The following is a 22,486-nucleotide window of genomic DNA, read 5'->3' on the forward strand; positions in this document are numbered from 1 at the left end:
TAAGGGCAAAAGCACGATCTGCCTCATCTTCTCCGCTTCCTTCTTTCCGACGAATGATTTCTGTACCTGTGGTGATATTACCCCATTGATCAGAACCTCCCATTTGTAAACGAACATTCTTTGTTTTGTACAAATGGTAGAAGTCATAACCCTGTAAGAGTTGATAGGAAAATTCTGTAAATGATAAGCCCGTTTCCAATCGGTTTTTCACCGAATCTTTGGACATCATGTAATTCACCGTTAAAAACTTACCCGCTTCCCGTAAAAATCCTAAAAAACTGAATTCTTTGAACCAATCGTAATTATTGACTACCTCTGCCGAATTTGCTCCTCCATGAAAATCAAGAAACTTCTCCAATTGCTTTTGAATCCCAATTTGATTTTCACGCAAGGTATCTTCCGATAAAAACTCTCTTTCGGCATTCTTGCCTGAAGGGTCTCCAATCATACCCGTAGCTCCTCCCACCAAGGCAATGGGCTTATGGCCAGCTAATTGGAAATGTTTTAACAACATTATGGCGGCTAAATTCCCTATGTGCAAACTAGGTGCCGTAGGGTCAAAGCCAATGTAGGCTGTAGTCATTTCTTTCGCTAATTGCTCTTCTAAGCCGGGAATCATGTCGTGTAACATGCCTCTCCATCTCAATTCCTCGATAAAATTACCTTGCATTTTCTTGGGGTGTATTAAATAAAATGGTCGCAAAAATAAGCATATTTGCTTGAATTCGTCTACTGTTTGAATAACAAAGACGTATCTCCATAACTTAAAAAGCGATAGCCCTCTTGTAGCGCCTTGGTATATACCTCTTTCCAATGCTCACCAATTAAGGCAGCTATCAATACCAATAGGGTCGATTTAGGTTGATGAAAATTGGTCATTAAGGCATCACACAGGTGTAGGGTATAACCCGGCATGATCAGCAGTTCAGTTTCTGCTATCCATTGTTCCTGCTGATTTTCTTGTAAAAACTGGATTACTTTTTCCAAAGACTCGCTAACGCTGTAGGTTTTTTCTCTAGCTTGATAGGCAAATTCTTTCGGCAACACAAAGCCTTCTTTCGGGATTTTTCCTCCTTCTATTAAATATACGCCTGACCAATACAAGCTCTCTAATGCTCTTAAAGCGGTGGTTCCTACGGGAACAATGGGTCCTTTATGTTTTAAAATGGCTTCCATCATGGGAATAGAAAAAATCAGCTGTTCCCGGTGCATGGGATGGTTGGCTACATTTTCCTCTTTGACAGGAAGAAAAGTGCCTGCTCCCACATGTAAGGTGATGAAAGTACTTTGATGTCCTTTGCTAGGAATTTGATCCAATAATTCCTGCGTAAAATGAAGGCTGGCCGTGGGTGCAGCCACTGCGCCTAATTCTTTGGAAAAAATGGTTTGATATCTTTCCTGATCTTCTTGATCTAAATCTCTTCCTAAATAGGGTGGGAGGGGGATTTGACCTAAAGCATTCAATATTTCTGCAAATAAATGGGCGCTATTCCACGTTATTCTCACCCAATTTTGATCGCGGTCAATCCATTCTAAGGCCAAATGGATTTCTTCTCCCTCTATTTGAATGCTTTGTTTTAGGCTTTCACCTGCTTTCCAACGTTTTTTATTTCCAATCAAGCATTCCCATTCTACCTGGTGCTTGGATTCCATGGTTAGTTGGGTTGCTACTCGAGAAGCCAAGGGCTTTAATAAAAATAGCTCAATGGTGGCTCCCGTTGACTTTTTGAGGTGAATTCTAGCTGGTATAACCCGTGTATTATTAAAAACAAGTAAACTGTTTGTCGGTAATAAATCTAGAATTTGGTAAAAATGATGGTGGGTGATTTGGCCATTTCTAGAAACCAATAAACGTGAAGCATCTCTGGCTGGACTAGGATGTAAGGCAATGAATGCTTCAGGTAAGTGGTAATCAAATGCCTGAATGGATAAAGGGGCTATGGCAAGCTTCATTATTCTTCCAAATAATCCGAATATGACATTAAACGAAGAGGGAAATAGGCAATCCAAATAAATAAGATGATGATTCCTGCTAATGGATAATATGAAAAGTCTTGATTGTATGTTCTTTCGTCATTCAATAATAACAAGGCTCTTAATACCAAAATCATGAAGGTATTGACCAAAGCAGGTAACATGTGTAGCCAATTAACCAAGGTTTCTTTGATCTTACTTCCTCCTTTTTTCTTGAAGGTTGAAAATAAGCTAGTGAATTGATTATCAGGTATTTTCTGAATATTCTTAATCAATAATAAGGCTAACATATTAATCAAGGTCATGATTCCTGCCGTTAGGTAGAAAATTTCTTCTTTGGGTAGAAATCCATCTCCACGACCCGTTTCACCGAAATGCACCGCCGTAGGGTCAGGCAGTCCACGGTAGATAAATAGGAGAGAAACGCCAAATCCAATGATGGAAATGATGCGCCATACTCGAGAAAAGAAATGATCGATCGACATACGTTGATTAAAATGTCCACAAAATTAGGTCTGAAAATCTAACTGACCTAATCTTTGTATTCTTTACATTAGGAAAATGATAATTATGCCTCATTCTTGTAATTCAAGCTTGAAAAAAGTAGATTTGTACCTTATATAAAATAGCCATGGCAATCTACACGAAATACGGAGATAAGGGTTTCACTCGTCTTGCTGATGGCATTGGCATACCGAAATCGAATTTAAGAATTGATGCCATTGGTGATATTGATGAGTTGAACTCCTATTTGGGTTTATTGAATACCAAGCTTTCTGACAAGTTGAATGCCAAAGTATTGGGAATTCAAACCAGTTTGTTTGTACTAGGCGCACATGTGGCTAGTGATTCATCCGATTTTTTAGGAAACATGAAACTCATTGAGCTTCATGATATTGTGGCATTGGAAGGATTAATTGATGAAATGGATGAGGTATTAACCCCCATGCGAGTCTTTATTCTGCCCGGTGGTCATGAGACAATTGCCTTGGCGCAAGTTTGCCGCACTGTTTGCCGCCGTGCAGAACGCAGCCTTATTCGATGGGTTCAAGCTGAAGAAAAAGAAGAAGCTTTTCAAATATCCATCGCTTATTTAAATAGATTATCGGATTATTTATTCATGATGTGCCGCTACCTACATCATTCCTTGGGAATCCCTGAGATTCCATGGAACTCTGGCAGGTAGCCTTTACGATTTAATATGATGCAAATAGAAATAAAACCCATAGCCCAATCTCGAATCAATGAGGTTGATTTTGATCACTTAGTTTTTGGTCGCAGTTTTGCTGACCACATGTTAGTAGCGGATTATGCGGATGGAGCTTGGCAACAAGTTAGTATTCAGCCTTATGGCCCCCTAAGCTACCAGCCAGCCATGATGTCCTTGCATTATGGACAAGCCATTTTCGAAGGAATGAAGGCCTATCGTTCCAAACAAGATGAAATCTTGGTTTTTCGTCCAGAAGAAAATTTCAAACGTTTCAATAAATCGGCTGTGCGTATGTGCATGCCGGAAGTACCAGAAGAGATTTTCATGGGTGGTTTGAGGCAATTATTACAATTGGATAAGGCTTGGGTTCCAGCCAAGGAAGGTTGTTCTTTATACATTCGTCCTTTCATGTTTTCAACGGATGAATATGTAGGCGTGTCTCCTTCGAATACCTATAAGTTTATCATTTTCCTTTGTCCGGTGGGTTCCTATTATGCCAAGCCTTTGCGCGTTCGTGTGGAAACACAATACATTCGTGCGGCTAAAGGTGGCGTAGGTTTCTCCAAGAATGCAGGAAATTATGGAGGTTCTTTGTTCCCTACTCAAGAAGCTAACAAAGCAGGATATGATCAGATTATTTGGACCGATGCAGCAACACATCAATATGTAGAAGAAGCGGGTACCATGAATTTGATGTTCGTGGTGAATGGGGCTCTAGTAACCGCTCCTACGGGGGATACCATTTTAGATGGGGTTACTAGAAAGTCAGTCTTACAAATCGCCAAAGACTGGGGAATGAAAGTGGAAGAAAGACCGCTTTCGGTTAAGGAATTAATCGAAGGAATACAATCAGGTGCCGTAACAGAAGCTTTTGGTGCCGGTACTGCCGCCGTGATTGCTCCTATTCAGGTGATTGCTTTTGAAGGTAAGGACTATGAATTACCAGCTAGAAAAGAGAGCGATTTCTCATCTAAAGTATTTCATGAAATCAACCACATTCGTTTAGGTGAGGTAGCAGACACTCGCCATTGGGTTTGGAAAGTCTAATTTATTTTAGAAAATACTACTTGAATACCCGGGTCTTTGGATGTACCAACATCTTCCAAAATGACCTGGGTATTTTCATTTTTCCAAACAAACTTTTTGGCATTTCCTCGCCCATTTCCGTAAATGCTTCCCAGGTATTCTTTGAAATTGGCAGTTAAGTCCAAGACCTCATCTTGCTCTTCCAAAAAGATATTTAATATGATGCCTTTTACTCGGTTGTTTTCATCGGGTAAATAAGTGATATCTACAAAGTTTAAATCCGTATCATCGAAGAATTGGGTATACGATTTTCCTAGGCTCGGTTGGGTTTCAGATAATTCCACTTTTTCTGCAATGGTCGACATATCTTGGCCCCAAGATACATTTCTAATGATTCCTTCTGATCCCAGGGTGATTCGCTGCAGTAGGGGAGTACTCGCATCCCAAGCTTTTTGCTTAGCTTGTTTTTTGGAGTCCACATTTTCCTGATTGGCTTCCTGTTTATCGCTGGTAGTTTGACATGCATATGTAATTATCAAGAAACTGATAATGAAGGAAGATGCAAGAATGTTTCGTATTAGGCTTATTTTAGGGTTCATTTGCTTGTTAATCAACAAAGTGATGTTATCGAATGGCTAAATTTAAAAAATTTCAAATTTGATATATTCTGTTTTTAGAAAAATAGTGTTATTTTTGTTCAACGATTTTTACGTTTGATGTTTCAAACTAACAATATTTAAGATTATTAGTGGTTAGGTATTTTAAAAAGGAGCCGGTCTTTGACTGGCTTTTTTTTTAGAATTCACGTCCCAATCCCACCACAAAGCCATATTTTCCTCCATTATTAAACGGTAAAGCCATCTTCAAAACGAAGTTGTAATAGGTCACGATATCGAGTCCTACGCCATAACCGTATAACCATTTATTGGCATAAACACTTTTTGTTTCTTCCCGATTCTCTTGATTCACATAAGCCAAATCAAAGAATGCTGTCGGAAAAATGGACAATGGCATCTGATTGAATTGCTTGTAGGGAATAAAGGATAATGGGATAATTTGTTTATACAGTTGGTATTTCAAGGTGTTTTTGGACAAGAAATAATCTGTCCCATCCACTACCTTTAATTCAAAGCCGCGCACCACTTCATTCCGATACCCCAGGCCTCTTTGGTTGGCATAAGGGACCGTCGCTCCTTCTTGCGTGATTTTTCCCTTAAATTGACTACTGAAATAAAACTTTTTACCCAAATCGAAATAATAGGAAAGTCCAGCATTCAATTCCCAAAAATTTATTTCATCTTGGGCTAATACGCCATATTTCTGAAAACTGATATCAATTTTTTTGCCCACCAAAGGATACACCACAAAATCCCTGAAATCATAGGAGAAGGTATAGCCCAATTGCATGAAATTTTGCTCATTGGATTTACCTTGAAAATAGCGGGGATTTAATTGGGTGATGGTGTCAGAAACTAGATTATGGCTATACTTGATTTCTAATGTCTGGAAATCATAGAACCGAAAACGCTTTCTAAAGCTTATCCCACCACTCCATTTTTCTCTTAAAATATTGTCAGAACCTAAAAAAACTAAGGTGTCAGCTTGGGTTTTATAAGCGATGTTTTTACTCGTTAAATAGTCCAAATTAAAGCCAATTCCCAAGGTCTTTTTACGGTCCACGTAGGGGTTATTGTAGGAAAATTCTACACGTTGCGAAAAGCCAGTTTCAGCTTTTAGCATCAATCTTTCTGCCCTTCCCCTAAAATTGGTATGCAATAAATGTATTCCATAAACCGCTCTATCAAATGGGTGACCTCTTGCCCACCACTCGTTTAAATTACGGTCGGCTAATTGGAAAACGGGATATGCTAGAAAATACCACTGTTCTAGCATGTCAAAATTGATGATTAATTTGCCTTGGCTGCTTAGGTGGTACTCAGAACGAACCCAAATAAACAAATTGGTATTCATGAGTTTTCGTCTGCTGAATTCCAATTTTTGGTCAATTTCATTTAAATCCAGCTGGTCGCCTTCCTTAAAATCTAATTCCCTTCGTAGTATACTTCTTTTGCTCCGCTCATTACCTTTGAAATGTATGCTATCAACCGTTACCATTTGCCCCCAAGCAAGGTTCGACAAACCTAGTCCAAGGAAAATGAAAACACTGAAAATGAAAACATTAGGCGGTAAAAAACGTCTCATGCCTCTAAATTAGTCAAAAGCACAGCTATTATTTTACCCCTGGATGAATTATTCAAAAAGGATGCTTGCCGGATGCTGGTTCCAAGCTTCCATTTTATCTTGGAATTTTTTCTCAATGGCTTGTCTTCGAATTTTTAAAGTAGGGGTGATGCAGTTGTTTTCGATGGTCCAATCCTCTTTCAAAACAACCATTTTAGACAAATGTTCGTAATTTTTAAAATGAGGTTTTATGCTTGTTTTTATACCATCTAAGGCCATTTCAATCGCCGTTTTGTCGGCCTTCTTGCCTTCTGAATTTAAAATAATTAAGGCGATGGGTTGCGGTAAATTGGTGCCAACCACGCAAGCTTGCTCAATCCATTCATGAGACAAAATCATATTTTCAATGGGTGCTGGTGCCACATATTGCCCCTTACTCGTCTTGAAATTATCTTTCACTCGACCAATAATGGAAATAAATCCTTCGGAATCCAATTCGGCCATGTCGCCTGTTTTTAGCCAAGGGCCATCAAATAGTTCTTGGCTTAAGGTGGGTTCTTTATAATATCCGGTGGTGTTATAGGGTGCCTTCATGAGTAGCTCATGCGTCTCTGGGTCTAATTTGACTTCACAGGTAGGCCATGGTTTTCCAACAGTCCCTAATCGAATTTGATCTCGAGGCATTAAGGAATTGAAACCCATGTTTTCGGTCATTCCATAGGCTTCCTGGATGCGTATTCCTAACTTTTGAAACCATATCAATAGTTCCGTAGGCATGGGAGCCGCCCCAGTCACATTCATTTTGGTTTGATCTAAACCTAAACCGGATTTGATTTTCTTTTGAATGAGCTGTCGAATAATGGGTATGGATAACAATATATCCAAGCGTTTTTGTCCCCCGATTTTCTGTAAAATCCCCTCCCGGAATTTTGCCCAAATGCGTGGAACGGCTAAAAAGTGGGTCGGCCGACAAGCCGCTAGGTTTTCTTTAAAACTATCTAGGGTTTCCACAAAATAGATTGTACCTCCAGAGGCCGTGGCGGCAAATTCCACAAAATTCCGCTCGGCGATATGACACAAGGGTAGGTAAGAGATAAATCGATTATTGGGTTCTTGCAAAAAGGCCGCTTCCTTGGCAAGATTGATGGCTTGCATGATTCCCTTATGCTTGAGCATGACACCTTTGGGAGAGCCTGTTGTACCCGAAGTATAAACGATGGTGCACAATTCATCTCCATCAGCCTGATACATGGCATCCAAGGGTTTTGTTTGAGCTTCTATACTGGTCCAATGTGATTCTGACAAAGGGCTCTGATGTTCTGGTGTGAATATCAAAGTGATGTGCGATGGTATTCCTGCTCGAATACTTTCCCATTGATCTAATTTTCCAATAAAAAGAATTTGGCAGTCGGAATGCACCAAAACTTGGTTTAACTGCTCAGCGCTTAGCGTGGGGTAAAATGGAACAGAAACGCCTCCAGCAGCCGAAATAGCTAAATCTGCCATGATCCAATGAGCACAGTTTTTGGATAATATTCCAATGTGCTTCGGACGATTGGGGTCTAATTTTTGTTGCAGGTAATGGGCAATTTTACTGATTTGTAAAGCCACTTCTCCATAGGTGTAATCTAGGTAATTGGGTCCTACAGGCTGTTTTAGATAAACGGCTTCAGGCTGATGTTCTGCCCAATAAAGAAAATTCTCTAGGTTGCTGTGGTAGTGGTCAATCATGGATTGGCTTTATTTCTAAGGTTAGTCCTTAAAAATAAAACTTAATTCTTTTATTTCATAGGCTTGTTCACCCCCAGGTTTTTCCATGATTAAAAGGCCTTGCGCGTTGACTCTTAGAATTTTACCAACAAAATCATGTTGGTTGTCTTGGTATGGGTGCCACTCTTGGAATCTAAATAGTTTTTGGTGGTAGCTTTCATCTAGCAAATAAAACTTTTGCGCTAAAAAATGTAAATATTCTTGTTCAATTCCAGCGGAAATATGCTTGTAGATGTCGTGCAAGTCGAAGGATTGGGGCGATTTCATCCAAGATTTTAGGGAGCACGCTCGTAAATCTGCGAAATTAGTTTGGTTGATGTTGAGGCCAATTCCTACAATGGCAAAGGTCCATTGGCCAGATTGGAAATTGTTTTCAATCAAAATGCCGCCTAATTTTCTTCCATCCAAATAGATATCGTTGGGCCATTTGATGCTTAAGGGTAATTTTTCACCATAATTTTCGACAGCCCAGGTTTGAATGCCATGCACAATGCCAATGGCCACCGCTTTACTCAGGTAAAATTGGTTTTCCATCAAGGAATGTGGTGGCTTAAGCAGGTAGGATAGTAATAAATTTTGATCTGGCTCGGCATGCCAAGTATTTCCTCTTTGGCCTCTTCCTGCACTTTGATGTCCGGCTACCCAAGCAAAACCTTCGGGAAGGTTCCCTTCCAAAGACTCCTGAAATGCCATGGAATTGGTAGAGGGGCAGCTGGGAATGTATTTCGCCAATTTGCCTACGAACCGGGTTGTTGCGTGGTAATTGTTCAAATTTATTTGTAATTTTAAGCTTGGTAGAACAAATTTAAATCTTTAATCGTTAAGAAAGTTCTCTATAAACATTTAGATCAAAACAATATATGCGTAAAAGTTCCATTAAGTCCCCCAAAGAAGATATCTCGGAAGAAATTGTGAATTGGGTAGTCAAGGGGATGCAAGAAAAGAAGGCACAGGAAATCATGGTATTGGACTTACGCGGTGTACAAAATGCATTCACGGATTTCTTTGTGATTTGTTCTGGTACTTCTGATACCCAAATTGATGCGATTACTGATTCGGTCGACAAAGAAATTTGGGAGGCGGGTAAATTACATGCACATTCCATTGAAGGAAAAGCAAATCGTGAGTGGATATTGATGGATTATTACGATGTCATTGTGCATGTATTTTTGAAAGAAAAACGCTCCTTTTTCAAGTTGGAAGAACTTTGGGGAGATGCTAAATTCACCATCATTCCAGAATTATAATCTGGAAAATTCAGAAATTTTCCTAGAAAAGAAACTTATTCACTCCGCTACATTGTTACAAGCCCAAATAGATAACCAATGGCAAAACAAGTAAACAATTCAAAGAATACTAAGAGGTCAGGAATTCCTCCTCGATTACCTAAAAAACCGGTTGGAGGCATGCAAAGCTGGATGGTCATTGGTTTGATGATCGCCGTGGTAAGTATGTTCTTTTTTACCAAACAGCGTACCCTTCAAGAAATTTCTCAGAAGCAGTTTGAGTCGATGTTGATTCAAAAAGAAGTGGAAGGTGTGACGATTGTGAATGATAAATTGGTGGAGGTGAATCTAAAGCCCAATTTCGTTGCCAAGTATTTTAAAAACTCTCCTCAAGGGCTTATTTCAGTGAAACAAGGCCCACATTTTGAATTTCAAATTATTTCAAAAGAAGGTTTTGAGCGTTTTTTAGAAGATAGACAAAAGGCTTTTCCGCGCAATGAGCAGATCATGGCGAAGCCAGAAACTCGTACGGGACCTTTGGATTGGTTGGGTACTTGGGGCTTCTTTATTCTAATGGGCCTAAGTTTTTATTTCCTTTTCTTCCGCATGGGCGGAGGTGGTGGTGCCGGTGGACAAATCTTCAATATTGGTCGTAGTAAGGCTACGCTGATCGAAGGGGAGTCGAAAGTACGGGTTACCTTCAATGATGTAGCTGGTTTGGATGAGGCGAAGGAAGAGATACAGGAGATTGTGGAGTTTTTAAAATTCCCAAAGAAATTTACAGACTTAGGTGGTAAAATACCCAAGGGTGCTTTGTTAGTAGGCCCTCCAGGTACAGGTAAAACCTTATTGGCGAAAGCCGTGGCGGGTGAGGCCGGTGTTCCATTTTTCTCTCTTTCAGGTTCTGATTTTGTGGAAATGTTTGTGGGTGTAGGTGCTGCCCGTGTGCGTGATTTATTCAAGCAGGCCAAAGAAAAAGCGCCTTGTATCATCTTTATTGATGAGATTGATGCGGTTGGCCGTTCACGTGGACGTGGTTCTATGCCTGGAGCCAACGATGAACGTGAAAACACTTTAAACTCTCTTTTGGTGGAGATGGACGGTTTTGCCACGGATTCAGGAATTATCATCATGGCGGCTACAAACCGTCCAGATGTTTTGGATTCTGCCTTATTGCGTCCGGGTCGTTTTGACCGTACCATTAGCATTGATAAACCCGATATCATTGGTCGTGAAGCTATTTTTAAAGTGCATATTAAGCCCCTTAAATTGGCGAATGGCGTAGATGTAAAGGAATTAGCCGCACAAACACCTGGATTTGCCGGAGCGGAAATTGCCAACGTATGTAATGAAGCAGCCTTAATTGCTGCTAGAAGAAATAAAGTAGCGGTGGAAATGACTGATTTCCAGGAAGCTATGGACCGTGTGATTGGTGGATTGGAAAAGAAAAACAAATTGATTTCCCCTGAGGAGAAAAATATTGTTGCTCACCATGAGGCAGGTCATGCCATTGCAGGTTGGTTTTTAGAACATGCCAATCCCTTGGTAAAAGTGTCCATTGTACCTCGTGGAGTGGCGGCATTGGGTTATGCTCAATACTTACCTAAAGAGCAGTTCCTTTATCGTACTGAACAATTGATGGATGAGATGTGTGTTACCCTAGGGGGACGTGCTGCTGAGGAAATCATTTTTGGAAAGGTTTCTACGGGGGCTCAAAATGACTTGGAGCGTATTACCAAGTTGGCTTATTCCATGGTGACCGTCTATGGTATGAATGATAAATTGGGTAACATCTCCTATTATGATTCCAAAGGAACAGAATACCAATTCAATAAGCCATATTCGGAGACTACAGCGCGTGAAATCGATGAAGAGGTGCGTAAGATTATAGCTGAAGCTTACAAGAGAACCTTAGCTTTACTGCGTTCAAAAAAGGATAAGCTGATTATTTTAGCGGAACAATTGTTGAAAAAAGAAGTCTTATTCCAAAGTGATTTAGAAGCTTTGGTGGGGCCTCGTCCGTTTGAGCAATTAACTTCTTATCAGGAGTATATCAAAGGCGAAACAGAAAAGAAGCGCAAGGAAGCCAAGGATGAACGAGATTTAGCTGAAAAAGCAGAATCGGCACCTCAGGTAGCAGAAGTTAAGAAAACGATTAGAAAGCCAAGAGCGAAAGCGGAAAAAAAGGAAGAGATACCAACTTCCGATGACGCTTCCAGCGAATCGGCCGTTTAACTAATTTTGGGGTGGCTTGGCCACCCCTTTTTTTATGAAACATATTCAAGTAGCTGCTGGTAAAAAAGTCTATTTCGCCTCTGATTTTCATTTGGGTTTTCCGAATGAAAAGGAAAGCCGAGCGCGAGAAGCTTATTTATTGGATTGGCTAAATCAAATCAAACAAGATGCCCAAGCTGTGTTTTTATTGGGTGATTTGTTTGATTTTTGGTTTGAATACCGAAAAGCTGTTCCCAAAGGCTTTGTTCGATTTTTAGGTAAACTCGCCGATTTATCTGATGCGGGTATTGAACTTCATATTTTTGTGGGTAATCATGATTTGTGGATGTATGATTATTTGCAAGATGAACTATCGGCCAAGATTTATCGACAACCTGAGCGCTTTCATTTAGCATTTAGCGACGCTTCAGTAAAATCGATATTCATAGGGCATGGTGATGGATTGGGGCCGGGAGATTACGGATATAAGGCATTGAAACAGGTATTCACGAATAAATTGGCTCAGTTTTTATTTCGTTGGTTGCATCCAGATTTGGGGATTCGTTTAGCCCATGCTTGGTCAAATACGCGAAAAACCCAGGCGATAAGCCAAGGAGAAGTGCCCTTTCATCCGGAGACGGATTATATTCTTCAATATGTTCAAGAGCAATATCAAAAAGACCTAAGTCAACAACAAGTTTCATCCGCGTATATTTTTGGCCATCGGCATCATCCGATTGCCTGGGAACTAGGAAGTGATGCTACTTATTATAACTTAGGGGATTGGTTTAGTCCAGCATTATGTAATGCTTACTTTTTACGTATTGACGCTCATGAAAATTCTTTCCAAAAGTATTCAGCTTCGTAGTTTATTTTCCAGCATTTTGCTGCTCATTTCTTTGACTATTTTAGGTCAAAGTCCAACCGAACAATGGCGCCCTTCCATTCATTTTTCTCCTAAAATGAATTGGACAAATGACCCTAATGGTTTGATATTTTTCAAAGGTTACTATCACCTGTTTTTTCAACATAACCCGAAAGGGAATGATTGGGGAAATATGAGTTGGGGACATGCCCGAAGTAAGGATATGCTACATTGGGAAGAACTGCCTATCGCTATTCCCCATGGAGATGAATATATTTTTTCAGGTTGTGTGGTTTGGGATAAAGAGCATGTTTCTGGCTTAGGAGACCCTAATAAGGACCTATTGGTGGCCATTTATACGGCCGATTACCCCAATAAAAAGCAGGAGCAACATTTAGCTTATTCCAATGATGAGGGTTTAACTTGGAAGAAATATGCAAAAAATCCCATTTTAGATATACAACTCTTGAATTTTCGGGATCCCAATATCATTTGGCATCAAGCTTCCAAGCAATTTGTTATGTCAGTTGCGAAGCCTTTAGAGCGATCAGTGCAGTTTTACGGATCCAAAAATTTATTGAATTGGGAACTGTTAAGTGAATTCAGTAATCAAGGGGAATTGGACATGATTTGGGAATGCCCATCTTTGGTGGAATTACCCATTGTAGGTAAAGAACAAGAAAGCAAATGGGTCTTATTTAATTCTTCTCAAGGTGTACAAAAGGGTTTTGTGGGGATGCAATATTTTGTGGGAGAATTTAATGGTAAGACCTTCATAAATGAAAATCCAAGGGAGACTAAATTGTACGTAGATTTTGGCAAAGATTTTTATGCAGCTATTCCCTTTTATCAAACTGCTACCAAGGATGTATTATGGTTAGGTTGGGCATTAAGTTGGCAATATGCCAAAGAACAACCCACTTATCCTTGGAAGGGTCAAATGTCCTCGCTTAGGAAATTAAGCTTAATTGACACGCAAGAAGGCTTACGATTAAAACAGGAATTTCAACCTGATTTTAATCTTTTAGAACCAAGTTTTCAAGCCAAAGACCTGTCTATTTCAAAGCCTAAAATCTTAAGTGGAATGAAACTTTTGCAAGGGAAATCTTACCTCATTGATTTGGAAGTGGAAGAAAGTAGGGGAGATCGATGGGGCTTAAGGTGGCAATCCTTGGATAATCCACAGGAATACACCTTGCTTGTTTTTGATGAAATTAAAAAACAATGGAGTATTGATCGTTCCCATTCAGGAAAAATATTGAGTCCTGGTTTTTTCAAAGTAGATGCCGCTAATATGGTGGAGGGCAAGCCTAAACACTTGAAAGTCTTGGTGGATCATTCCATGTTAGAGCTTTTGGCACAAGATGGAACCGTGGCGATTTCCTCCCTTCGATTTCCGCTGTCTAGCAAGGAAAATCTATCCATCTTCTCTGAGAATGGTAAATTAGACTTAAAACAAATTACAATTTGGGAGGTCAAATAAGGACAATTAGCCCATATTAATTTTGTATCTTCGTTTAATTTAACAATTCAAACCCAACAAAATCCCATGTCTCAATTTGCTAATCGTGTGGAGGTCATGTCTGAACTTGCCAAAAATATGGACGCTTATGTCCAAGAGTATTTGAATCCAATTGAATCCAATTGGCAGCCTTCTGATATGTTACCTGATTCTACGAAAGAAAACTTTTTGAGTGAAGTTAAATTACTTCAGGAAGCGGCACAGGAGTTACCCTATGATTATTGGGCAGTATTGATTGGAGATACCATTACCGAGGAAGCTTTGCCTACGTATGAGTCTTGGTTAATGGCAATGGATTCGGTGAATCAGGTAGAGGATCAAGGACAAGGATGGGTTCAGTGGATTCGTAGCTGGACAGCCGAAGAAAACCGCCATGGAAATTTATTGAGTACCTATTTATACCTTTCTGGTAAAGTAGACATGCGGGCTATGGCTGTTTCTACCCAGTATTTAATTTCAGATGGTTTTGATATTGGTACATCCTCTGATCCTTATCGAAATTTCGTTTATACCTCTTTTCAAGAGATGGCAACCAATATTTCTCACCGTAGAACAGCCTCTTTAGCCAAGCAGCATGGTAATCCTCAATTATCTCGTATGTGTGCTCAAATTGCTGCGGATGAACTCCGTCATGCCAAGGCGTATCGTCGATTTGTAACGGAAATCTTTAAGTTAGATCCTTCAGAAATGATGTTGGCTTTTGCAGACATGATGAAAAAGAAGATCGTTATGCCGGCACATTTTTTACGGGAGATTAATGGACAGAAAAGTTCATTATTTGAGCATTTTTCAGATGCCGCTCAGCGCATAGGTGTTTATACAACCCAAGACTATGTGACTATTATGCAAGGTCTGATTGAAGATTGGAATGTGGAGAAAATCACAGGCTTAAATGATGCCGCAGAAAAGGCGAGAGATTATGTAGCCGCTTTGCCAGCTCGTTTAGAGCGCTTAGCTGACCGCATCAAAATACCTGAATTGGCTTATCCATTTACTTGGATTGCTTAATTAATTCAAAAAAATATGTCGAAGAAGTTATCCATGGACGAGCTCAATCGGCTCGATGTTCCAGCCTTTAAAGCATTGGAAAAATTCCCTTATGTGCTTGTCATGGATGATATTCGAAGCATGAATAATATAGGTTCTGCCTTCAGGACAGCCGATGCTTTTTGTTGTGAGAAAATTTACCTTTGCGGTATCAGTGCTCAGCCACCACATAGGGAGATTACGAAGACGGCCTTGGGAGCCGATGAATCGGTGGATTGGGAGTATTGCGCCACAGCTTCCGATTGTATTTCGAGATTACAATCCCAAGGGTATAAGATTATATCAGTGGAGCAGGTGGCATTTTCACAATCTCTTCAAGAATTTGTACCAGAAAAAGGGGCTAAATATGCCTTTGTGTTTGGAAATGAAGTTTTCGGAGTGCAGGATGAATGGATTTCTGCTAGTGAAATCTGTTTAGAGATTCCTCAATTTGGTACCAAACATTCCCTGAATGTATCCGTCAGCCTAGGAATTGTGGTTTGGGATTTTGTCTCAAAAACACAGTTTAAATAAGATTCATTCTTATTTATCTTTTTGTTGAAAAACTTAACACAAATAAATTTTTATTACTGTAATTCTTTTCTAGATTTAGGTCTTTAGTAATTAAAATATATGAGCAAAGCTGATAAATCATTAATGGAACAACTAGCCTTATCTATTTTGCCTAAATTAAATGGCTTAAATGATAAGAATGCTAAGAAAATGGTCAATACTGCCGATAAGGCTATAGCCATCATTGTTAAGAAATTTCAAAAATTGAAGGACCAACAGGTGAAAGCCTTGGCGGTACTGAAGGAAAAGGAAGCCAAAAAAGCCAAGAAACAAATTGAAAAGGAGGCAAAAAAGAAAGAGAAAATAGCTAAAAAAGCAGCTAAAGACAAACAAATTGCCTTATTGACTCGTGGAAATAAAGTAATCAGTACGGAAGCTGCAGTCCCTGTTTCAAGTTCTCCCCAAAAAGCTCCAGTTAAATCTAAGGTAGCTGCTGCTCCAGCTAAAAAGAAAAGAACTGTGGTAGCGAAATAAAGCTATCTCATTTATCCCGATAATTTTGCGTTCATCCGTTTTTTCAAAAATGGGATGAACGCATTTTTTATTTTAGTTGAAATTTAACATACCCTAACATGATATTATCTATTCAAGACGTTGTAAAACGTTATTCCAGCCATGTGGCCTTAGACCAGGTAAGTCTTGAGATACCCAAAGGCAAAATCTTTGGATTATTAGGACCCAACGGTGCAGGAAAAACGTCATTGATTCGCATCATCACGCAAATTACAGCTCCTGACGAAGGACAAATTCTCTTTGATGGAGAAAAGTTGTCCTCCAAGCATGTGGAACAAATCGGTTATCTTCCCGAGGAACGAGGTTTGTACAAGAAGATGAAAGTAGGAGAGCAGTTGATTTATTTGGCGCAATTAAAAGGACTTTCCCGACAAGAGTCCATTGCTCGATTGAAGGATTGGTTTATTCGTTTGGACATAAAAGATTGGTGGGATAAGCAGGTAGATGATTTATCAAAAGGAATGCAGCAGAAGACTCAGTTTATTTCTACGGTGGTGCATGAACCCAAATTATTGATTCTAGATGAGCCATTCTCGGGTTTTGACCCCATCAATGCCAACCTATTGAAGGATGAGATTTTGGCATTAAAAGAACGTGGTACCAGTATTTTGTTTTCTACTCACAGGATGGAATCGGTGGAAGAACTATGTGATTCCATTGCCTTGATTAATCACTCCAAAGTGGTTTTAAGAGGCGAAAAAAATGAAGTTAGGAATAGATTTAAGGCACATCAGTTTGAGGTCTTGTTTGAGGGAGATTTAACACAAGATTTTACCGGTGTGGACCTGGTGAGTTTAGAAATGTCAGGGGATGCAAATTCCAAGAAAGGTATTTTTAAGTTACAAGAAGGTACAAGTCCTAATCAACTTTTGGGCCAATTGATCCATCAGGTTCAGGTTCAAAAATTCCAAGAATTGATTCCTTCCTTCAATGATATTTTTATCCAAGTAGTTAAAGAAACCAATTAATCGCATCAACATGAACAAGATATTATTAGTAATAAAAAGGGAGTATTTGACTCGAGTGAGCAAGAAATCCTTTTGGATAGCATCTCTAGCGGCACCATTGTTATTAACGGCTATTTATGCCGTTCCTATCTGGTTGGCAACACGTGATAAAGAAGTAAAGCAGGTCGCCATTTGGGATGGAAGTGGATTATTTGAGCAAAATGATTTAGCTGATAAAGAGATTGCTTTTAAGTTATTGAAAGGTGATGTCAATCAAATTAAGAAATCCTTTGATAAACAAGGATTTGATGCATTTGCAGCTATTCCGGCAGATATTTTAAAGAATCCAGAAGGTCTTAAAATTTACTCTGAAAAGAATTTAAGCTTGTCATTGAAGAATGATATCGAACGCATGGTACAAAATAAAGTAAGGGAGATTTTACTTCGAAATGCGGGTATTTCCACGGTAAAATACAAAGAAACCCAAGTGGATATTTCCAGTGATACCATAACTGTTTCTAAGCAAGGAGAGGAGACTACCTCCAGTTCTGGAGGTGCTATGATTTTGGCGGCTTTCCTAGGGTTTTTGCTCTATTTGACCTTATTACTTTATGGCTCTCAAGTCATGAATGGCGTCATTGAAGAGAAAAGTAACAGAATTATTGAGGTAATTATTTCATCCATTAAGCCCTATCAACTCATGTTGGGTAAGATATTGGGTGTAGGTCTGGTGGGATTAACCCAGTTTTTACTCTGGATTGTATTGACCATAGGCTTGTCTACGGCTACGAGTAAACTATATAATGCCCCATCACGAATGGCCACAGTTGCTAATACCACAAATTCAGAAGAGTTAAAGAAAAGTGTTGCGAAAGCAGAATCTAGTTCCCAACCCATGGCAGAAGTAAATAAGTTGATTGAAAGCACCAATATTCCCCTGCTTTTAGGCTCATTCTTCTTTTATTTTCTGTTTGGCTATTTGTTATACAGCTCTTTATTTGCAGCTATTGGTTCGGCGGTAGAAAGCGCATCAGAAGCCCAGCAATTCACCTTCCCCGTGATGATTCCAATTATTTTAGCCTTTATTTTGGCACAATTTACTATGCAAGATCCAGATAGTAATGTGGCATTTTGGGCCTCGATTATTCCATTTACCTCACCAATCAATATGATGGTTCGTTTGCCCTATGGAGTACCCGCATGGGAGATTGTGCTTTCTATGGTGCTATTGGTCGCAGGTTTCTTAGCATGCAGTTGGTTATCTTCTCGAATTTATCGTGTAGGAATATTGATGTATGGTAAGAAAATGACTTGGAAAGAAATCAGCAAATGGGTGTTTTATAAGGCTTAATGAATTAAATCGAAGTAAACTCATTAATACATATTTGACTCAGTGGTTAAAAAGAGCTTTGGTATACCTTAGCTCTTTTTTGTTATTCAAGAATTGGATATTTATCCAACGGCATACCTTTTAATAAATGATTAATGCATTTGAATAGCATTTTTGCTTGAAAAAATGATTTAATATGCTTTTGTGTATTAGAACACTTGCTAAATTTCTTAAAGTATCCTATATTTTGTTTGTAAATGCCTGTATTTGAGCAAGATAGATTATTTATTTTGTTAGTTGATTTCTGCAGGTGCTTTCCGGGAATGCTGAAAACCGTTTCGAGTAGGCGCAATATGTTCTATAATAATTAATCATGGCAACTTACCTTATTGAAAGAGAAATTCCTGGAGCAGGAAATCTCACCAACGATCAATTAAAATCAATTTCGCAAACCTCCTGCAGTGTTCTGAAAGAATTAGGTCCTGAGATCAAATGGCTTCAAAGTTATGTGACTGGGGATAAAATTTATTGTGTATACAAGGCTCCTAATCCAGAAATGATCATGGAACATGCGCGTCTAGGTGGTTTTCCTGCCAATTTGGTGAGTGAAGTATTTACCATCATAGACCCTGCTACCGCCGATTAGTTTCGTCAAATTTGCCTTAATGATACCAGGGCTTGAAAGGGTGCTTGGTATCATTTTATTGATCAATTCCGTGGATTTATGCCTAATAACTGCGTAATTTGAGCCAACAATTCGCTCAAAAACCATTATTATTCCTTGGAAAACTATTTCACCATTTTAATTGATTTCATCGGAACCTTTGCTTTTGCTGTCAGTGGAATACGATTGGCATCAGGAAAGCAAATTGATTGGTTTGGAGCCTATATCATAGGCTTAGTTACGGCAATTGGAGGTGGAACGGTGCGAGATTTACTGTTGGGTATTCGGCCCTTTTGGATGTTAGATAGTCGATATTTCTTGATTACAGCCCTGGCTTTCATTGCCATGCTTTTATTGAAAGATCAATTGGTTAAGTGGTGGAATACCCTATTTTTATTTGATGCGATAGGTTTAGGTTTAGTTACTATCGTTGGAATTAGTAAGTCGATCGACGCCCAATTGCCATTTTGGGTTTGTATCGTCATGGGAACCATCACAGGTTCTGTGGGAGGTTTATTGAGGGATGTATTGTTAAACGAAGTCCCTCTTTTATTACGTAAAGATATTTACGCTTTGGCATGTGTTGCAGGAGGATTGGTCTATTTTACTTGCCAATATTTCGAGCTTTCGGTCCCTTTAACTGAAATGGTGGCCGCATCGGTAGTCATTACGGTAAGGATTTTAGCCTTTCGCTTGCATTTGCATTTACCTGTTTTACCTTCTATACAATCCCAAAAGGAGAAATAAATGTTTTGACTATTAGGCTTTTTTAAGCTTATAAGTTCAACCAGGCCGCCAGTTTTATCTCATCAAAACCAGCTATGATTTTTTGGCCATCTACCATAATAGGTCTTTTGATGGCAGAGGTTTTTTGTTGCAGAAATTCAAAAAGGGCATCAGTGTTTTCTAGATTTTTTTTGGTGGAATCATCCAATTGCTTGTAGGTACTTCCATTTTTATTCAATACCGTGGCAGGGCCCAGTTTTTCTAAAAAGAGCATTAAGGTTTCTGGGCTGATTCCTTTCTTTTTGTAATCATGAAATTCATAAGAAACACCTTGGTTTTTTAAATATTCAAAGGCCTTTTTCATGGTATTGCAAGCGGGAATTCCGTAAATGGTGATCATAATAGCTATTTATTTTAAAAAGGTGTGCGACTTGTTTGATTTGGTGGTATTTTTGTTTTTTCCTTACAAATTTAACACAAAGCTACCTTATGGAGTATAGAATAGAAAAAGATACTATGGGTCAGGTGAAAGTGCCTGCACACGTGTATTGGGGTGCACAAACCCAGCGTTCCATTGAGAATTTTCCCATTGCTCAAGACATTAATAAAATGCCTAAAGAGATTATTCGTGCCTTTGCCTACTTGAAAAAAGCAGCAGCCATCACGAATTTTGAAGCTGGTGTTTTGGATGGGACAAAAAAAGACTTAATTGCCCAAGTATGTGATGAAATTTTGGCGGGTCAATGGGCAGATCAATTCCCATTGGTGGTATGGCAGACAGGTTCAGGGACGCAATCTAATATGAATTGCAATGAGGTTATTGCCTACCGTGCCCATGTGTTACAAGGTGGAAATTTGATGGATGAGAAGAAGGTGGTTCATCCCAATGATGACGTGAATAAATCCCAGTCATCTAATGATACTTTCCCAACGGCCATGCACATTGCAGCCTATCAAATTTTGATGGAAACAACCATTCCAGGCATTACTAAATTACGTGATACTTTGGCTGCTAAAGCTAAAGCATTTAAGGATGTGGTGAAGATTGGTCGTACGCACTTCATGGATGCTACTCCATTGACCTTAGGTCAGGAGTTTTCAGGCTATGTTTCCCAATTAAACCACGGTTTAAAGGCCATTCAAAATATTTTAGACCACTTAAGCGAATTAGCGCTAGGTGGTACTGCGGTAGGAACAGGTATCAATACACCAGCAGGTTATTCAGAAAATGTTGCCAAACACATTGCTACACTAACAGGATTGCCATTTAGAACGGCTGAAAATAAGTTTGAGGCCTTGGCTGCTCATGATGCAATTGTAGAAGCTCACGGAGCCTTAAAGACCGTTGCTGTTAGTTTAATGAAAATTGGTAACGATGTGCGTATGTTATCCTCTGGTCCGCGTTCAGGGATTGGTGAGATTTATATTCCAGATAATGAACCAGGTTCATCCATCATGCCTGGTAAAGTAAATCCTACGCAGTGTGAGGCAATGACCATGGTGGCCGCACAAGTTTTAGGTAATGATGTAGCTATTAATATCGGGGGAGCTTCCGGTCATTTTGAACTCAATGTATTTAAGCCAGTCATGATTTATAATTTCTTGCACTCGGCTCGATTGATAGGAGATGTATGTGTGGCTTTCAATGATAAGTGTGCCGTGGGTATCGAACCATTGAAAGAGAACATTCAAAAGCACGTAAATAATTCCTTGATGCTTGTTACTGCATTGAATACGAAGATTGGTTATTACAAAGCCGCTGAAATTGCCCAAACGGCCCATAAAAATGGCTCTACCTTAAAGGAAACAGCGATTTCCCTAGGTTATTTAAGTGCTGAGGAGTTTGATGAGTGGGTTCGCCCTGAGAATATGGTAGGAGAAATTAATCTGTAATTAGCTCTTAAATACGCGATTCTCAGCGATTTATATGAAAAATGCCCCATACGCAATGTATGGGGCATTTTTTTATGCTTTAAGCCATTTCTCGTAGTTCAATGCTGTAAAAAGGATTAACAAAGGGAAAACTTGCGGCAATTCGCTGAGCTTCTTCCCAGTCGGATAAAATCAAGGTCACTATTTGTGAAATTTCTCCGCCGTCAATTTGATTGATCCATTTGGATTCCAATGTTCCGCTTGCCGACAAGTGCAATTGTTGGCCTGAAAATTTCTGATACAACATGTCTTCATAGGTGGATTTTAATCCTTTCAGCCACGTTCTAATTTGCTCCAATTCCTCCTCTTTGGCTAGGGAATTTTCTCCTGAAATTCCGGCTACTGGCCCCCGAATGATGATGACAAATCGTTTCATTAAATTAGTATTATTCTAAGATTAAAATTCGCTTTGAAATTTCTCAAAGGGATTACTTTCTGTTTTAATTTTTGGTTTTTGGATCCGCTCCTTAGGGCTTGATTTTACTTTCTCCACAGGAGTCCCTAGGAGGGTGGTTAACCAGTTTTGAATCATTTGTAAGGCTTCCTTTTCTAAGGAATAATATATGAACACTCCATTCCGACGAGTGCTCACTAATCCCGCCTCTTTCAAGACAGACAGGTGCCTAGAAATAGTAGGGGCAGCGTAGCTAAACTGTTCAAAAATGGTACTGGCAGGCAGCTCTCCATCTTTTAAAAGCTCTATAATCTTACGCCTTGATTCATCACCCAAAGCTTTGGCTATAGCCTCTACTTGCATCATAAATTTATCTATTTAGCTAATTTAGTA

General features: G+C 39.4%; 24 protein-coding genes (1 of these 24 running past the window's edge). 14 read left to right on the forward strand and 10 right to left on the reverse strand.

The annotated features are described in order from the left end of the window. The 3 genes in view from tyrS to ACST15_RS11355 are tightly spaced (at most 59 nt apart) and all read right to left on the reverse strand, a layout consistent with a single transcriptional unit that may run on beyond the window. Positions 1-670: the 5' portion of a tyrosine--tRNA ligase gene (gene tyrS / locus ACST15_RS11345; protein ID WP_459454771.1), read on the reverse strand. 623 nt of this gene lie to the left of the window's left edge; only the first 670 of its 1,293 coding nucleotides appear in the window; its start codon is at positions 668-670; its stop codon lies beyond the left edge, outside the window. 59 nt (positions 671-729) lie between these two features. Next, positions 730-1,953: an S-adenosylmethionine:tRNA ribosyltransferase-isomerase gene (locus ACST15_RS11350; RefSeq protein WP_459454772.1), complete on the reverse strand. Its 1,224-nt coding sequence runs from the start codon at positions 1,951-1,953 to the stop codon at positions 730-732. Then, positions 1,953-2,459: a hypothetical protein gene (locus ACST15_RS11355; RefSeq protein ID WP_459454773.1), complete on the reverse strand. Its 507-nt coding sequence runs from the start codon at positions 2,457-2,459 to the stop codon at positions 1,953-1,955. Before ACST15_RS11355 ends, ACST15_RS11350 begins: the two co-directional genes overlap by 1 nt. Positions 2,460-2,605: 146 nt before the next feature. Between ACST15_RS11355 and ACST15_RS11360 the strand changes: the two genes are divergently transcribed. Together ACST15_RS11360 and ACST15_RS11365 are read left to right on the forward strand one after the other, a co-directional pair. Continuing rightward, the gene (locus ACST15_RS11360; RefSeq protein WP_459454774.1) at positions 2,606-3,160 is read left to right on the forward strand and encodes a cob(I)yrinic acid a,c-diamide adenosyltransferase; all 555 of its coding nucleotides are present in this window, start codon (positions 2,606-2,608) and stop codon (positions 3,158-3,160) included. A 15-nt stretch (positions 3,161-3,175) separates the two neighbouring features. Beyond that, complete coding sequence (locus ACST15_RS11365) at positions 3,176-4,231, forward strand: branched-chain amino acid aminotransferase (RefSeq protein WP_459454775.1); 1,056 nt, start codon at positions 3,176-3,178, stop codon at positions 4,229-4,231. On the opposite strand, the gene ACST15_RS11370 is transcribed toward ACST15_RS11365, so the two are convergent. From ACST15_RS11370 to ACST15_RS11385, 4 genes are all read right to left on the reverse strand, one after another. After that, positions 4,228-4,749, reverse strand: a complete 522-nt coding sequence (locus ACST15_RS11370; protein WP_459454776.1) for a hypothetical protein — start codon at positions 4,747-4,749, stop codon at positions 4,228-4,230. The genes ACST15_RS11365 and ACST15_RS11370 overlap by 4 nt on opposite strands. Positions 4,750-5,005: 256 nt before the next feature. Further along, complete coding sequence (locus tag ACST15_RS11375) at positions 5,006-6,412, reverse strand: BamA/TamA family outer membrane protein (RefSeq protein ID WP_459454777.1); 1,407 nt, start codon at positions 6,410-6,412, stop codon at positions 5,006-5,008. Between the two features lie 48 nt (positions 6,413-6,460). Beyond that, positions 6,461-8,122: an AMP-binding protein gene (locus ACST15_RS11380; RefSeq protein ID WP_459454778.1), complete on the reverse strand. Its 1,662-nt coding sequence runs from the start codon at positions 8,120-8,122 to the stop codon at positions 6,461-6,463. Positions 8,123-8,143: 21 nt separating this feature from the next. Then, the gene (locus tag ACST15_RS11385; RefSeq protein ID WP_459454779.1) at positions 8,144-8,932 is read right to left on the reverse strand and encodes a biotin--[acetyl-CoA-carboxylase] ligase; all 789 of its coding nucleotides are present in this window, start codon (positions 8,930-8,932) and stop codon (positions 8,144-8,146) included. A gap of 89 nt (positions 8,933-9,021) precedes the next feature. On the opposite strand from ACST15_RS11385, the gene rsfS reads away from it, so the two are divergent. The 11 genes from rsfS (at position 9,022) to ACST15_RS11440 (ending at position 19,788) form a co-directional block, all read left to right on the forward strand. Further along, on the forward strand, positions 9,022-9,408 hold the full coding sequence (rsfS, locus tag ACST15_RS11390; protein ID WP_459454780.1) for a ribosome silencing factor: 387 nt from the start codon (positions 9,022-9,024) through the stop codon (positions 9,406-9,408). A 78-nt stretch (positions 9,409-9,486) separates the two neighbouring features. Continuing rightward, entirely contained in the window at positions 9,487-11,622 is a 2,136-nt protein-coding gene (gene ftsH / locus ACST15_RS11395; protein ID WP_459454781.1) for an ATP-dependent zinc metalloprotease FtsH, read from the forward strand. 34 nt (positions 11,623-11,656) lie between these two features. Beyond that, positions 11,657-12,469: a UDP-2,3-diacylglucosamine diphosphatase gene (locus tag ACST15_RS11400; RefSeq protein WP_459454782.1), complete on the forward strand. Its 813-nt coding sequence runs from the start codon at positions 11,657-11,659 to the stop codon at positions 12,467-12,469. Next, positions 12,435-13,949, forward strand: coding sequence for a glycoside hydrolase family 32 protein (locus tag ACST15_RS11405; protein ID WP_459454783.1), 1,515 nt, complete (start codon positions 12,435-12,437; stop codon positions 13,947-13,949). The genes ACST15_RS11400 and ACST15_RS11405 overlap by 35 nt, the downstream gene beginning before the upstream one ends. Positions 13,950-14,015: 66 nt before the next feature. Further along, the gene (locus ACST15_RS11410) at positions 14,016-14,996 is read left to right on the forward strand and encodes an acyl-ACP desaturase (RefSeq protein ID WP_459454784.1); all 981 of its coding nucleotides are present in this window, start codon (positions 14,016-14,018) and stop codon (positions 14,994-14,996) included. 15 nt (positions 14,997-15,011) lie between these two features. Then, on the forward strand, positions 15,012-15,548 hold the full coding sequence (locus ACST15_RS11415) for a TrmH family RNA methyltransferase (protein ID WP_459454785.1): 537 nt from the start codon (positions 15,012-15,014) through the stop codon (positions 15,546-15,548). Positions 15,549-15,647: 99 nt separating this feature from the next. Further along, positions 15,648-16,061, forward strand: a complete 414-nt coding sequence (locus ACST15_RS11420) for a hypothetical protein (RefSeq protein WP_459454786.1) — start codon at positions 15,648-15,650, stop codon at positions 16,059-16,061. A gap of 98 nt (positions 16,062-16,159) precedes the next feature. After that, on the forward strand, positions 16,160-17,068 hold the full coding sequence (locus ACST15_RS11425; RefSeq protein WP_459454787.1) for an ABC transporter ATP-binding protein: 909 nt from the start codon (positions 16,160-16,162) through the stop codon (positions 17,066-17,068). Positions 17,069-17,078: 10 nt separating this feature from the next. Further along, positions 17,079-18,398 carry an ABC transporter permease gene (locus tag ACST15_RS11430; protein ID WP_459454788.1) on the forward strand — a complete coding sequence of 440 codons (1,320 nt, stop codon included), beginning with the start codon at positions 17,079-17,081 and terminating at the stop codon, positions 18,396-18,398. A 352-nt stretch (positions 18,399-18,750) separates the two neighbouring features. Then, positions 18,751-19,023, forward strand: coding sequence for a DUF4242 domain-containing protein (locus tag ACST15_RS11435; protein ID WP_459454789.1), 273 nt, complete (start codon positions 18,751-18,753; stop codon positions 19,021-19,023). Between the two features lie 135 nt (positions 19,024-19,158). Beyond that, positions 19,159-19,788: a trimeric intracellular cation channel family protein gene (locus tag ACST15_RS11440; RefSeq protein ID WP_459454790.1), complete on the forward strand. Its 630-nt coding sequence runs from the start codon at positions 19,159-19,161 to the stop codon at positions 19,786-19,788. A 28-nt stretch (positions 19,789-19,816) separates the two neighbouring features. Here the strand turns inward: ACST15_RS11440 and ACST15_RS11445 are convergent, their stop codons facing one another. Then, the gene (locus ACST15_RS11445; RefSeq protein WP_459454791.1) at positions 19,817-20,167 is read right to left on the reverse strand and encodes a Spx/MgsR family RNA polymerase-binding regulatory protein; all 351 of its coding nucleotides are present in this window, start codon (positions 20,165-20,167) and stop codon (positions 19,817-19,819) included. 89 nt (positions 20,168-20,256) lie between these two features. Between ACST15_RS11445 and fumC the strand changes: the two genes are divergently transcribed. After that, positions 20,257-21,660: a class II fumarate hydratase gene (fumC, locus tag ACST15_RS11450; RefSeq protein WP_459454792.1), complete on the forward strand. Its 1,404-nt coding sequence runs from the start codon at positions 20,257-20,259 to the stop codon at positions 21,658-21,660. Positions 21,661-21,739: 79 nt separating this feature from the next. Here the strand turns inward: fumC and ACST15_RS11455 are convergent, their stop codons facing one another. Then, positions 21,740-22,075: a hypothetical protein gene (locus tag ACST15_RS11455; protein ID WP_459454793.1), complete on the reverse strand. Its 336-nt coding sequence runs from the start codon at positions 22,073-22,075 to the stop codon at positions 21,740-21,742. 21 nt (positions 22,076-22,096) lie between these two features. Beyond that, on the reverse strand, positions 22,097-22,459 hold the full coding sequence (locus ACST15_RS11460) for an ArsR/SmtB family transcription factor (RefSeq protein WP_459454794.1): 363 nt from the start codon (positions 22,457-22,459) through the stop codon (positions 22,097-22,099). Positions 22,460-22,486: the final 27 nt, after the last annotated feature.

The sequence above is a fragment of the Aquirufa sp. Wall-65K1 genome (assembly GCF_054558475.1).